Below are 12,399 nucleotides of genomic sequence, written 5' to 3' on the forward strand. Positions count from 1 at the left end.
CACACCCCTTGCTTGCGAAAACGTCGGAAACCCGGCTCATGCCCGCTCTCCCGTCAGGCTCACCGGCCCGAGCGGGTAGACCACTTCGTGCTGCGCCACCCACTCCAGATAGCTGGCCCGCGCGCCTGGGAAACCGATGGCGACCCAAGCCTTCATGCCCTTGTTGCCGCCATAGATCGGGTCGGCCAGCCAGCCCTGGCGGGTCAGGTTGAGCAGCTCGTTGAAGAACAACGTGCTGCTCATCAACGGCTCGCCGTGCTCGGCGAAGTCGATCTCGCCCGCCTGCAGGCGATGCAACGTCTGCTCCTGCGCGCCCAGCGACAACAGCGCAAAGGGATGGCCATAGTTCATCAGCGAGGCGTGCTCCACGGCAGAAATGCCTTTGTGGAAAATCTCCTGCAGGGTGTAGGGCAACTGATAGCCCAACGTCGCCGGCGCCTGGGGCTCGAAGGGGCCTTGCAGGTAGACCTCGCTGCCCAGGCCCGCTGCCAGTTGCTGGTCGATGAAGATCGGTACATTGGTTTCCAATGCGCCGGGACCACGGCCGTCGGCGGGGATCAGGCGGTCGCAGGCAGCCAGCAGAAAAGTCCACTCACTGCGGCTGAAAAAGGTCGGGGAATAACGCTCAAGGCTCGGCGCGATCATCTCGGCGGCCAGCGCCGCGCTCAGGCCCTTGACGGTGACGCCCAGCGCCGGCAAGGCGATCAAGGACGACAGCAGGAACTTGCGGCGTGAAGATTGTTTGGCTGACAACATCGGTTTCCACCTGTGACCAAGCACTCAGCATCGCCGTGCCGGCCTGCTCCAAGCAGGGGCACGAAAACGAATTGCAGCGTGCAGGCGTTGGATAACGCGCGGCAGGGATACAGGCCCTGGCGCGTCGAGTTACAAAATGTTACCCAAAGTGGACCCGCTTACGTGCGACATCGTTCCGCCAAGATGTCAGCCATTTGCCATCACCACGGACGATCCATCGACAGCGGCACCCGCAGCGGCGCCAGCGGGCCGTCGCGCAAGCCGCACATTTCGTCGTGAACCACGTGTTGCACCAGCCAGCACGGCAGCGTCGGGGTATCGGCCAGCACCTGGCGTACTTCGGTGGTAGAGCGCAGGCGCATCACCTCGCCGTGTTCGTCGTGCAGCGACAGCGGGCCGTCGCCGGTGAACGCACGCAGCACGTAGAAGCCGCCTTCCAGGGACAGCACTTCCAGTTCGTTGATGCGGCCGGCCGCGGCCATCTCGTTCAGTTGCTGAATGTTCATGGGACCTCGCACGCCTATCGGTTTAGGATGATCAGCGTGCAAAGTTGTACACGCTTGATTATTTGTACAAGCTCAGCCCGATTAATTCCCAAAATCTCATGAGATCGACAGGAGTCGAAGATGGCATTGATTGCAGAGCTGCCAGGTCCAGGTCAGGTGCTGGTCTGCGGCGCCAGTCGCGGCATCGGTCTCGCGCTGTGCCAACGCCTGCTGGCACGCAGCGATGTCGAACGGGTATTCGCGGTATCGCGTCGAGCCTCCGCCAGCCAGGCGCTTCAGACGCTGGCGCAACAACACCCTGGCCGCCTGGTGCTGCTGGACTGCGATGCCCGTGACGAGTCGGCACTGGCCGACCTGGCCAGCACCCTGCGCCAGCAGTGCAGCCATCTGCACCTGGTGCTGTGCACCCTGGGCGTCCTGCATGAGGCGCCGGCCCGGCCCGAAAAGTCACTGGCGCAGTTGGACCTGGCCAGCCTGCAGGCGGCGTTTCTCAGCAACAGCTTCGCGCCGATCCTGTTGCTCAAGCACCTCGCGCCACTGCTGCGCCAGCATCCGGCCACCTTTGCCGCACTCTCGGCGCGGGTCGGCTCCATCGGCGACAATCACCTCGGCGGTTGGTACAGCTACCGGGCCAGCAAGGCGGCGCTGAATCAACTGCTGCGCACCGCGAGCATCGAGTTGCGGCGACTGAATCCGCTGTCGACGGTGCTGATGCTGCACCCCGGCACCACCGACACCGACCTGTCCCAGCCCTTCCAAGCCAATGTGCCGGCAGAGCGACTATTCGAACCGGCCTTCACGGCCGAGCGCCTGCTGGACCTGGTCGCCCGTCACGGCCCTGCGCACAACGGTGCGTTCCTGGCCTGGGACGGGCAGCCGATCGAGTGGTGAGCGGGCCTGGAACCTATCGCCTGACGCCACAGTCATTGTGCTCAGAGACTGCCTGATCAGGAGCCGACGGCCACCCCACTCATCGACCACCTGGGTTCACTTCGTTTGCACCGACTCACGGCGCCGCCGCTCGCGCGGCCCGTGTCCTGCTCTTGGGCCTCATCGAGATGCCATCTTGGACAACCACACCCCTCTCGCTTCGCACCAACGCGGCCTGGACTGGCTGAACTTCTTCCTCGCCGATGTCCGTGACGGCCTGGGCCCCTACCTGGCGATTTACCTGCTGGCCGTGCACCAATGGCAGCCGGCGAGCATCGGCCTGGTGATGAGCCTGGCCGGGATCGCCGCGCTGGTGGCGCAGACCCCAGCCGGAGCGCTGATCGACCGCACCCCGGCCAAACGGGCGGTGGTGGTGATCGCGGCCCTGCTGGTGACCGGCAGTTGCCTGCTGCTGCCGCTGATGGCCTCGTTCAGCCTGGTGGCCCTGACCCAGACCATCAGCGCCCTGGCCGGCTCGGTGTTCGCACCGGCCATCGCCGCCATTTCTCTGGGCATCACCGGGCCCAAGGCGTTCACCCGGCGCATGGGTCGCAACGAATCGTTCAACCATGCCGGCAACGCCTTCTCGGCGCTGCTGGCGGGGGGGCTGGCCTATCTGTACGGGCCGGTGGTGGTGTTCTACCTGATGGCCGTGATGACGGTGGCCAGTATCATCGCCGTGAGCCGCATTCCGGCAGCGGCGATCGATCACCAGGTGGCGCGGGGGCTGGGTCACGGGCCAGCCGGGGACGCTGCGCCCGCCGGCTTCAAGCTGCTCTTGCACAACCGTACCCTGCTGCTGTTCGCCGTGTGCTGCGCGTTGTTCCACCTGGCCAACGCAGCCATGCTGCCGCTGGTGAGCCAGAAGCTGTCGCAGGTGGACCTGCGCCTGGCCACGCCCTTGACCTCGGCCTGCATCGTCGCCGCACAACTGGTGATGGTGCCGATGGCGCTGCTGGTGGGCGCCAAGGCCGAGCACTGGGGACGCAAGCCGTTTCTGCTGGTGGGCTTCCTGATTCTGCCGCTGCGCGGTGCGCTGTACGTGGTCTCGGACAATCCGTTCTGGCTGGTCGGGGTGCAATTGCTCGACGGCATTGGCGCCGGGATTTTCGGCGCGCTGTTCCCGATCATCGTCAAGGACCTGACCGAGGGCACCGGCCGCTTCAACATCAGCCTCGGCGCCTTGACCGCGATCTTTGGCCTGGGCGCAGCGTTGAGCCCCGGCATCGCTGGCCTGGTGGTGCAGTCCTCAGGCTATGATGCGGCCTTTCTGACCCTGGCCGGAATCGCCGCCGTGGCCTTCGTGCTGGTGCTGGTGGCCCTGCCGGAAACCCACCCCCGTTCGAGCGATACGCCGACGGTCATGCCGACCCCCGCTGGAAACTGAACCACCCATGAGTTTTTCTACGAGCACCTTGATTATCTGGACGGTGGCCGCGTTGGCCACCGGCGGCGTCATCCTGCGCCCATGGCGCATCCCCGAATACGTCTGGGCACTGGGCGGGGCGCTGCTGCTGACCGTGCTGGGGCTGATTCCACTACCCGCCGCGCTGCACGCCGTAGCCGAAGGTGGCGACGTCTATCTGTTCCTCATCGGCATGATGGTGTTGGCCGAACTGGCGCGCCAGGAAGGGCTGTTCGACTGGTTGGCGCGCTATGCCGTGGTGCACGCGCGCGGCTCCGGCCAGCGCCTGTTCGACCTGGTGTTCCTGGTCGGCACCCTGGTCACCGTGTTCCTGTCCAACGACGCCACCGCCGTGGTGCTGACCCCTGCCGTGTATGCAGCGTGCAAGGCAGCGAAAGCCAATCCCCTGCCCTACCTGTTCATCTGCGCGTTCCTCGCCAACGCCGCCAGTTTCGTGCTGCCGATCTCCAACCCGGCCAACCTGGTGGTGTTCGGCAGCCAGATGCCGCCGCTGCTGGACTGGTTGCGTCAGTTCAGCCTGCCGTCATTGGCGGCCATCGTGCTGACCTACCTGGCCCTGCGCCTGACCCAGCGCCAGCAGATCAGCCAGCCACTGGCACTGAGCATCGACCCGCAACCGCTGTCGCGGGGCGCGCGCCTGTGCGCGCTCGGCATCGTGCTGACGGGCGCGCTGCTGTTGTTGGCTTCGGCCCTGGATACACCGCTGGGCCTGCCGACGTTCTGTGCCGGGGTGGCGACCACCGCGCTGATCCACCTGAGCCAGCGGCGCAGCCCGATGCCAGTGCTGCGGCAGGTGGCCTGGGGCGTCCTGCCTCTGGTGGCGGGCTTGTTCGTGCTGGTCGAAGCCGTGGCCCAGACCGGCATAATCCGCCAGTTGGCCCAGTCCTTGGCGGCGCTGGCCCACGACGCACCGACCCAGGCAAGTTGGGCCGCCGGCATTGGCGTGGCAATCGCCAGCAACCTGATGAACAACCTGCCCACTGGGCTGATCGCCGGCTCCATGGGGCACTTGGCCGAATTGCCGGTGCAGACCACCGCTGCACTGCTGATTGGCGTGGACCTGGGGCCGAACCTGTCGATCACCGGCTCGCTGGCCACCCTGCTGTGGCTGGTCGCCATTCGCCGGGAAGGCGAACAGGTCGGCGCCTGGCAGTTCCTGCGCCTGGGCATGGTAGTCATGCCGCCCGCACTGCTGGCGGCACTGCTGGCACTGACGCTGTAACGAGGACCAATTACTGAATTAATTTCATTAGTTTCGGGAATTAATGCCAGAAACGGGAAATGGATTAACGAATAGACTGATCGGCCTTTACATCGAGCCCGATCATGTCCGTCTACCAAACGCCCCCTCTGGCAGCACCTTCCACGCAGAAGACCGGGATCAGCATCGCGATCCTGGCCTTCTCGGCTTTTCTGATCGTCACTACTGAATTCCTCATCGTCGGCTTGCTGCCGCAGATCGCGCGCGATCTGGATCTGTCGGTTTCAGCCGCCGGGCAACTGGTCACTCTGTTCGCCTTCACCGTCATGCTGCTCGGTCCGCCCCTGACCGCCGCGCTCTCCCACCTCGACCGCAAGCGCCTGTTCATCGCGATCCTGTGCCTGTTCGCGGCGACCAACGCCTTGGCCGCCGTGGCGCAGAACTTCACCGTGCTGGCAATCGCCCGCATCGTGCCGGCCATGGCGCTGCCGGTGTTCTGGGGCACGGCGAGCGAAACCGCCGGGCATCTGGCCGGAAAACAGCACGCCGGGCGCGCGGTTGCCAGGGTCTACCTGGGCATCTCGGCGGCCATGTTGCTGGGCATTCCACTGGGCACGGTCGCCTCGACGCTGATCGGCTGGCGCGGGGCGTTCTGGGTGCTGGCCGGGCTGTCGTTGCTGATGGCCGTGGCCCTGTGGTGGCTGATGCCCCAGGTCGCCCGCACGGCGAAACTGGACCTGCGCCAGCAGGCGACGATCTTCAAGGACGCCTATTTCGTGGGCAATGTGCTGCTGTCGGTGGTGGTCTTCACGGCGATGTTCATCGGCTACACCTACCTGGCCGATCTACTGGAGCGCGTGGCTGGCGTGCCGCCCGCGCAGGTCGGCTGGTGGTTGATGGGCTTCGGCGCGGTCGGCCTGATCGGCAACTGGATCGGCGGCAAGCTCGTCGATCGCTCGCCGCTCAATGCCACCCGGTTGTTCCTGATCCTGCTGGCGCTGGGTATGGCAGCGTTGGTTCCCGTCGCCCACTCCACCGTGCTGCTGTGCGCCGTGCTGGGGCTGTGGGGCATCGCCAACACCGCGCTGTACCCCATCTGTCAGGTGCGGGTGATGGCCTGCGTGTCGCAGGCCAAGGCCCTGGCGGGCACCAGCAACGTGTCGGCGGCCAATGCCGGCATCGGCCTGGGCGCAATCATCGGCGGGCTGACCCTGACGCACCTGGGCACCGACTGCCTGGGCTACGTGGCCGCCTGCGTCGCGCTGCTGGCCTTGGTGCTGTTGGCGGTGGTTCGGCGGCTCGCGCCCTGACCGGCAGCGCTCATTGTGCCGTGTCAGGCGGCGCAGGCCGTCTGCCGTGGGCGCACAGGCGCGGCGCCAGGTAGTCGAGCAGGGCGCGGACCTTGGGCAGGTTTTCCCGGCTCTTCAACCAGACCAGGTTGATCGGCAAGCCATCGGTGGACAGTTCAGGCAACACCTCCACCACGCTGCCTTGCTCCATGTGCGGTTGGGTCAGCCAGGTGGGCAACTGGGCGATACCGAGCCCCGCCAACACGGCCGCCACCTCGCCTTCGCCATCGCCGACGGCGATGCGCGAAGGCATGCTGCGTCGTTCGATATCCCCGGCCTCGCGGCCCTTGAGGTACCAGGGCCCGACACCGCCATCACGCTGGCCATAGACCACGCAGGCATGGCCGTGCAATTGGGCCTGGTCGCGGGGCTCGCCATGGCGTTGCAGATACCGGGGTGCGGCGCAGAACACCAGGCGCTGCGCACCGAGGAACTGGTGCCCTAGGCTGGCTGGCCAGGCATCGGGACCACCGATACGCACCACGATGTCGATGCCTTCGGCCACCGGATCGACGAAACGGTCGGTGAAGGACACATGCGGATCGACCTTGGGAAACAGGTGCAGAAAATCCAGGATCAGCGGCAGCACGTGCAGGCGTCCGAAAGACGCCGGCAAGTCGATGCGTACCCTGCCCTGCGGCGTTTCGCTGTCGTTGAGCAACGCCGACTCCACGTCCTCCAGCTCGCCCAACACGCGGGTGCAGGTGCGCTGGAAGGTCACCCCGGCCTCAGTCAGTGCCAGGGTGCGGGTGGTCCGCTCGAACAACCGCACGCCCAACCGTGCCTCCAAGCGCGCCACGCTCTTGCTGACCGCCGAGGCGGTGAGGTTCAAGCGCTCTGCCGCCGCAGTGAAGCTGGCGCACTCGGCCACCGCGACGAACACGTCGAGGCCTTTTAGCCGCTCAGAGGTGTGCATGGGCGTGCCCCTGCCTAGACGACCGGCTCTGGCTCATTCGGCCGCCTCCAGCACACCTTGGTCTTCGCCGAGGAAGCCCCCGCTCTGGTGCTGCCAAAGCCGGGCGTAGGTGCCGTTGCGCGCCAGCAGCTCGGCATGGGTGCCCTGCTCGATGATGCGCCCTTCGTCCATCACGATCAGCCGGTCCATCGCGGCGATGGTCGACAAGCGGTGGGCGATGGCGATCACCGTCTTGCCCTGCATCATCTCGTCGAGGCTTTCCTGGATGGCCACTTCCACCTCCGAGTCCAGCGCGCTGGTGGCTTCGTCGAGCAGCAGGATCGGCGCGTTCTTGAGCATGACCCGCGCGATCGCCACGCGCTGGCGCTGGCCGCCGGAGAGCTTGATGCCGCGCTCGCCAACCAAGGTGTCGTAGCCGGTATGGCCCTGGCGGTCGCTGAGCTGGCGGATGAAGTCATCGGCCTGGGCGTCGACGGCGGCCTGGCGGATCTGCGCCTCGGTGGCGTCAGGCCGGCCGTAGGCGATGTTGTCGCGAATCGAGCGGTGCAACAGCGAGGTGTCCTGGGTGACCATGCCGATGGCACTGCGCAAGCTGTCCTGGGTGACCTGGGCGATATCCTGGCCGTCGATGCGGATCTGTCCTTGGTCGACGTCGTGGAACCGCAGCAGCAGGTTGATCAAGGTCGACTTGCCGGCCCCGGAGCGGCCGACCAGGCCGATCTTCTCGCCGGCACGGATCTCCAGACTCAGGCCATCGAGCACCTGACGTTCGCCGTTGTAGTTGAAGTGCACGTTGTCGAAGCTTACGGCCCCGCCCTGGGTCTGCAGCACACCGGCACCGGGCGCGTCCTGCACCTTGGGACCGGTGGCCAGGGTGGCCATGCCGTCCTGCACGGTGCCGATGCTCTCGAACAGCGAGGTCATCTGCCACATGATCCAGTGCGACATGCCATTGATGCGCAGCGCCATGGCGGTGATCGCCGCCACCGCACCGGCGCCGACCTGACCCTGATGCCAGAGCCACAGGGCATAGCCGCCGGCACTCATGATCAAACCGACCACCAGCGCCTGATTGGCGATCTCGAACTGGCTGACCAGGCGCATCTGTCGGAAACCGGTGTGCTTGAAGTCTTCCATCGCCGCCCGGGCGAAATGCGCCTCGCGCTTGGAATGGGAGAACAGCTTGACCGTGGTGATGTTGGTATAGGCGTCCGACACCCGCCCGGTCATGGACGAGCGGGCGTTGGCTTGCTCCTGCCCCACTTTGCCCAGGCGCGGCACGAAGTACAGCATGGTCAGTCCGAACAGCAGCAACCAGGCCACGAACGGCAGCATCAGCTTGGGCGCGAAGCCGCCCGCCAAGGCGATGATCGCCACGAAGTACACCCCGATACCCGGCAGGATCTCGATCAAGGTGAACAGCACCTCGCGCACCGCCAGGGCGGTCTGCATCACCTTGGTGGTCACCCGCCCGGAGAACTCATCGGAAAAGAACGACAGGCTCTGGCGAAGCATCAGACGGTGGAAATCCCACCGCAGGCGCAGAGGCAAACTGATCGCCAGGACCTGGTGCTGGACCATGGTGCGTGCAGCCACCAGCGCAATGCTGATCACCAATACGGCGCCAACGCCCCACAGCACGCGAGTCTCCTCGGCGGTTACGGCTTCGCCGACCTGCCATTTGGCCAGCAGGTCCACCACTTGTCCGAGAAAGGCGAACAGCCAGGCTTCATACACCGACACCGCGGCGCTCAGCAGTGCCAGGGCGACGATGTAGCCGCGCGCGCCGCGGGTGCAGGCCCACATGAAGCGCGCCAGCCCCATGGGCGGTGGTGGGGCCTCGTCGGGCGGGAAAGGGTCAAGCCAGCGTTCGAGTACACGCAGCATGAAGGTCTCCAGACACAGGAAAAGGAAGGGATTCTGCCAGATGGGCGGCCGTGCTGACTGTAAGTGAAATGTGAAGGCGGTCCGTCAACTCAGCTGAATGAACAGCGCGTAACCGCCCAAAATCACCCAGAACGCCAGGAAGATCCACGGCGTGCGCAGGGAAAACAGCAGCGACTTGCGATGCGACGCCCGTGAGGTCTCGGCCTCGGCGAACAGCGGCGACTCGTCGTAGGCCAGGCCCATCAGCGGTTCGCTGCGCAGTAGATTGCTCTGCTTGAGCTGCCAGTGGTCGATGATCTTGTAGGCGGCATGGATCCCCGGCCAGGCGTTGAGCGAACTGAGCACGCCCAGCAGCGCCAGGAAGGGCGGCACCAGCAACGTGAACATCTGCCCCCAGCTCTCGTTGAGGTTGCTCATGGCGGAGACGAAGGCGATGACCAGGAAGGATTGCGCGGTGAGGTAGGCGTCGGTGCGGTTGGCCAGGATGGTGGTCTCGTACTGGATTTCCCGGCGATAGAAATCCAGGCGCTCTTTCGGCGAGCCGAACATCCGTGCTTCGCGCTCGCTGGAGATTTCATGCTCGGGAGTAGCGGGGGTGATGATGCGTGGCACGCGATCGCTCCTGATCGTTGTGTGACTCGATAGGGGATAGAGACAGGCGCGCGAGAAAGATTCAGATCAATCGCCCGCCGACCGTCTGTCGTGGCAGGCGTAGATCCGTTCCAACCCTGAGCACTGGCTCGCTTCATAGGCAAAGAGACCTTTTTCTTCAGCAGGAGTGACCGCCATGCGCAACTACCCCACCCCACCGTTCGCCTCGCAGCCGCAGACCGTGCCCGGCAGCCAGAAGCACATGGACCCGGTACCCGATTGCGGCGAACAGTCTTACACCGGCAGCGGTCGGCTGACGGGCAAGAAGGCGCTGATAACCGGGGGTGACAGCGGCATCGGCCGCGCGGTGGCCATCGCCTATGCCCGCGAGGGCGCCGATGTGGCCATTGCCTACCTCGACGAGCACGAAGACGCCAAGGACACCGCCAAATGGGTGGAGGCCGAAGGTCGTCAGTGCCTGTTGCTGCCGGGCGATCTGGCGCAAAAACAGCACTGCCACGACATCGTTAGCAAAACCGTCGGGCAGTTCGGGCGCATCGACATTCTGGTCAACAACGCGGCGTTCCAGATGTCGCATGAAACCCTCGACGAAATCGACGACGAGGAATGGGTGAAGACGTTCGACATCAACATCACCGCCATCTTCCGCATCTGCAAGGCGGCGCTGCCGTCCATGCCGCGCGGCAGTTCGATCATCAACACCAGTTCGGTGAACTCCGACGACCCGTCGCCAAGCCTGCTGGCCTATGCCACCACCAAAGGCGCCATCGCCAACTTCAGCGCGGGGCTGGCGCAGATGCTCGGCCCGCAGGGCATCCGGGTCAACAGCGTGGCGCCAGGCCCGATCTGGACACCCTTGATCCCCGCGACCATGCCGGATGAGGCGGTGCGCAACTTCGGTTCGAAAACGCCGCTGGGACGGCCAGGACAGCCGGTGGAGGTGGCGCCGATCTATGTGCTGCTGGGCTCGGACGAGAGCAGCTACATTTCCGGGTCGCGCTATGCGGTGACCGGCGGCAAGCCGATCCTGTGAGGGCTTTGCACTGAATGCGATTGGGGCCGCACACTGCGGCCCCAATGCGTCACGCCTTCCACTGGACTCAGTAGTAGGCGTTCTCTTTCTGACTGTGGTCAGTCACATCCCGTACGCCTTTCAACTCCGGCACGCGCTCGAGCAAGGTGCGCTCGATACCGTCCTTGAGCGTCACGTCGGCCTGGCCGCAGCCCTGGCAACCGCCGCCGAATTGCAACACGGCGATACCGTCCTCGACCACGTCGATCAGGCTCACCTGCCCACCGTGGCTGGCCAGACCCGGATTGATCTCGGTCTGCAGGTAGTAGTTGATGCGCTCGTTGAGCGGGCTGTCTTCGTTGACCATCGGCACCTTGGCGTTCGGCGCCTTGATGGTCAGTTGCCCGCCCATGCGATCGGTGGCGTAGTCCACCAGCGCGTCTTCGAGAAACGGCTCGCTGACGGCATCGATGTAAGCGGTGAAGCTCTTCAGACCCACGGCGGTGTCGTCAGGCTTCTCTTCGCCCGGCTTGCAATACGCGATGCAGGTCTCGGCGTACTGGGTGCCCGGCTGGGTGATGAAGACGCGGATGCCGATCCCGGGCGTGTTCTGCTTGGAAAGCAGATCGGCCAGATAATCATGGGCGGCGTCGGTAATGGTTATAGCGCTCATGGAAGTTCCTCACAGACTTGCCGTGCAGTGTACGCCAAAGCCCGGCATCGGACAAAGTCCTAGTATTTGACTCGGGATAGCGCCGGTGCAGCCTGGTTCGTGGCGAACTGCGCCTTCAATCGCCGGTACAGGCCGCACTCCAGCCACTGGTAACTGAACCACGACAGCAAGCCGATGGCCGGCACGCAGACGGCGAACACCAGGTACGGGTTCAGCGCCAGGCGCTGGCTGACGAACCAGCCGGCCCAGAGCACCAGCACGTGGATCAGGTACACCGAGTAGGAACAATCGCCCAGCGCCTTGAGCACCCGGTTGCCGCGAAAGTACGGCTCCAGGGCGATGAACGCCAGCACCACCATGGCACTGGGCAAGCCCCAGTGCAGCAGGCGTTGCGAGGCGTCGAGCCGATACAACGCAAAGCCGGCCGCGACCAGCACCGCCAAAGGTAGCCAGAGTCCCTCGCGAATCAAACCACGGCGGTACAGCACACCCAGCCCGATCCCCAGCACGAACTCGTAGATGATGTCGTTGTTGTAGAAGCGGCTGAGCACACCAAGACGGCCGAGCACTTCACTGACCAGCAGCAACGCAGCGGTGACCAGAATCAGGTGGTGGCGCTGGCGCACCAGAAAGGCCAGGCCGAACAGCAGGTAGAAGAACATCTCGAAGTTCAGCGTCCAGCCGACGTTGAGCGTTGGATAGAGGCCGTAGCCACCGGGGTTTTCGGACGGCACGAACAACAGCGACAGCAGCAGATGCTGCCAGTCGAACACCTGATGCGGCATCCAGCGACTGGCCGCCAGCAGCATCACGGCCATGAGCAAGGTGTAGAACCAGTAGGCCGGGACGATGCGCAGCACGCGGTTGAGGAGGAATTCGCGGGGCGCGATGTCTTTGTCGCGGGTCGAGAGGTAGATCACCAGACCACTGATGACGAAGAAGATGTCCACGCCCACCGCACCGCGCTCGGCGAGCAGGCGGCCCACGGGGCCGTCGGCATGGAAGTCGAAGAATATCTGCATGAAGTGGTGGCAGACCACCACCCAGGCGGCGAACGCGCGGAGCGCCTGAAGCGAATACAGCATGGGTTGTCCTGCGATTGTCGGTGCATTCAGGCCCGGCCGTGGCAGC

General features: G+C 65.0%; 12 protein-coding genes. 5 read left to right on the forward strand and 7 right to left on the reverse strand.

The window, feature by feature from the left end; genetic code table 11:
• Positions 1–36: 36 nt before the first annotated feature.
• Together NJ69_RS08830 and NJ69_RS08835 are read right to left on the reverse strand one after the other, a co-directional pair.
• Entirely contained in the window at positions 37–756 is a 720-nt protein-coding gene (locus tag NJ69_RS08830; RefSeq protein WP_039578181.1) for a gluconate 2-dehydrogenase subunit 3 family protein, read from the reverse strand.
• A 200-nt stretch (positions 757–956) separates the two neighbouring features.
• Entirely contained in the window at positions 957–1,262 is a 306-nt protein-coding gene (locus NJ69_RS08835; protein WP_029613572.1) for a DUF6482 family protein, read from the reverse strand.
• Positions 1,263–1,382: 120 nt separating this feature from the next.
• Here NJ69_RS08835 and NJ69_RS08840 point away from each other — a divergent pair, with 120 nt between their 5' ends.
• The 4 genes from NJ69_RS08840 (at position 1,383) to NJ69_RS08855 (ending at position 6,129) form a co-directional block, all read left to right on the forward strand.
• On the forward strand, positions 1,383–2,153 hold the full coding sequence (locus NJ69_RS08840; protein WP_039578183.1) for an SDR family NAD(P)-dependent oxidoreductase: 771 nt from the start codon (positions 1,383–1,385) through the stop codon (positions 2,151–2,153).
• Between the two features lie 175 nt (positions 2,154–2,328).
• Positions 2,329–3,579 (forward strand): MFS transporter, encoded by a 1,251-nt coding sequence (locus tag NJ69_RS08845; protein WP_039578186.1) that lies wholly within the window; start codon positions 2,329–2,331, stop codon positions 3,577–3,579.
• A 7-nt stretch (positions 3,580–3,586) separates the two neighbouring features.
• On the forward strand, positions 3,587–4,840 hold the full coding sequence (locus NJ69_RS08850) for an arsenic transporter (RefSeq protein WP_039578188.1): 1,254 nt from the start codon (positions 3,587–3,589) through the stop codon (positions 4,838–4,840).
• A 104-nt stretch (positions 4,841–4,944) separates the two neighbouring features.
• Positions 4,945–6,129 (forward strand): MFS transporter, encoded by a 1,185-nt coding sequence (locus NJ69_RS08855; protein WP_039578190.1) that lies wholly within the window; start codon positions 4,945–4,947, stop codon positions 6,127–6,129.
• Between the two features lie 10 nt (positions 6,130–6,139).
• On the opposite strand, the gene NJ69_RS08860 is transcribed toward NJ69_RS08855, so the two are convergent.
• From NJ69_RS08860 to NJ69_RS08870, 3 genes are all read right to left on the reverse strand, one after another.
• The gene (locus tag NJ69_RS08860) at positions 6,140–7,084 is read right to left on the reverse strand and encodes a LysR family transcriptional regulator (protein ID WP_039578192.1); all 945 of its coding nucleotides are present in this window, start codon (positions 7,082–7,084) and stop codon (positions 6,140–6,142) included.
• A 33-nt stretch (positions 7,085–7,117) separates the two neighbouring features.
• Positions 7,118–8,971: an ABC transporter ATP-binding protein gene (locus tag NJ69_RS08865; protein ID WP_039578195.1), complete on the reverse strand. Its 1,854-nt coding sequence runs from the start codon at positions 8,969–8,971 to the stop codon at positions 7,118–7,120.
• 84 nt (positions 8,972–9,055) lie between these two features.
• The gene (locus NJ69_RS08870; protein WP_039578196.1) at positions 9,056–9,583 is read right to left on the reverse strand and encodes a hypothetical protein; all 528 of its coding nucleotides are present in this window, start codon (positions 9,581–9,583) and stop codon (positions 9,056–9,058) included.
• A gap of 175 nt (positions 9,584–9,758) precedes the next feature.
• Between NJ69_RS08870 and NJ69_RS08875 the strand changes: the two genes are divergently transcribed.
• Positions 9,759–10,616, forward strand: coding sequence for an SDR family oxidoreductase (locus tag NJ69_RS08875; RefSeq protein WP_039578199.1), 858 nt, complete (start codon positions 9,759–9,761; stop codon positions 10,614–10,616).
• A gap of 67 nt (positions 10,617–10,683) precedes the next feature.
• Here the strand turns inward: NJ69_RS08875 and nfuA are convergent, their stop codons facing one another.
• Both nfuA and NJ69_RS08885 read right to left on the reverse strand, forming a co-directional pair.
• Positions 10,684–11,268 (reverse strand): Fe-S biogenesis protein NfuA, encoded by a 585-nt coding sequence (gene nfuA, locus NJ69_RS08880; RefSeq protein WP_029613566.1) that lies wholly within the window; start codon positions 11,266–11,268, stop codon positions 10,684–10,686.
• A gap of 59 nt (positions 11,269–11,327) precedes the next feature.
• The gene (locus NJ69_RS08885) at positions 11,328–12,353 is read right to left on the reverse strand and encodes an acyltransferase family protein (RefSeq protein ID WP_029613565.1); all 1,026 of its coding nucleotides are present in this window, start codon (positions 12,351–12,353) and stop codon (positions 11,328–11,330) included.
• Between the last annotated feature and the right edge of the window lie 46 nt (positions 12,354–12,399).

The organism is Pseudomonas parafulva, from assembly GCF_000800255.1.
Taxonomy (GTDB): domain Bacteria; phylum Pseudomonadota; class Gammaproteobacteria; order Pseudomonadales; family Pseudomonadaceae; genus Aquipseudomonas; species Aquipseudomonas boreofloridensis.

Coding starts and splice junctions, on each gene's coding strand:
- NJ69_RS08835 (WP_029613572.1), bottom strand. CDS start 1,262: ATGAACATTCAGCAACTGAACGAGATGGCCGCGGCCGGCCGCATCAAC.
- NJ69_RS08830 (WP_039578181.1), bottom strand. CDS start 756: ATGTTGTCAGCCAAACAATCTTCACGCCGCAAGTTCCTGCTGTCGTCC.
- NJ69_RS08885 (WP_029613565.1), bottom strand. CDS start 12,353: ATGCTGTATTCGCTTCAGGCGCTCCGCGCGTTCGCCGCCTGGGTGGTG.
- NJ69_RS08860 (WP_039578192.1), bottom strand. CDS start 7,084: ATGCACACCTCTGAGCGGCTAAAAGGCCTCGACGTGTTCGTCGCGGTG.
- NJ69_RS08850 (WP_039578188.1), top strand. CDS start 3,587: ATGAGTTTTTCTACGAGCACCTTGATTATCTGGACGGTGGCCGCGTTG.
- NJ69_RS08855 (WP_039578190.1), top strand. CDS start 4,945: ATGTCCGTCTACCAAACGCCCCCTCTGGCAGCACCTTCCACGCAGAAG.
- nfuA (WP_029613566.1), bottom strand. CDS start 11,268: ATGAGCGCTATAACCATTACCGACGCCGCCCATGATTATCTGGCCGAT.
- NJ69_RS08865 (WP_039578195.1), bottom strand. CDS start 8,971: ATGCTGCGTGTACTCGAACGCTGGCTTGACCCTTTCCCGCCCGACGAG.
- NJ69_RS08875 (WP_039578199.1), top strand. CDS start 9,759: ATGCGCAACTACCCCACCCCACCGTTCGCCTCGCAGCCGCAGACCGTG.
- NJ69_RS08840 (WP_039578183.1), top strand. CDS start 1,383: ATGGCATTGATTGCAGAGCTGCCAGGTCCAGGTCAGGTGCTGGTCTGC.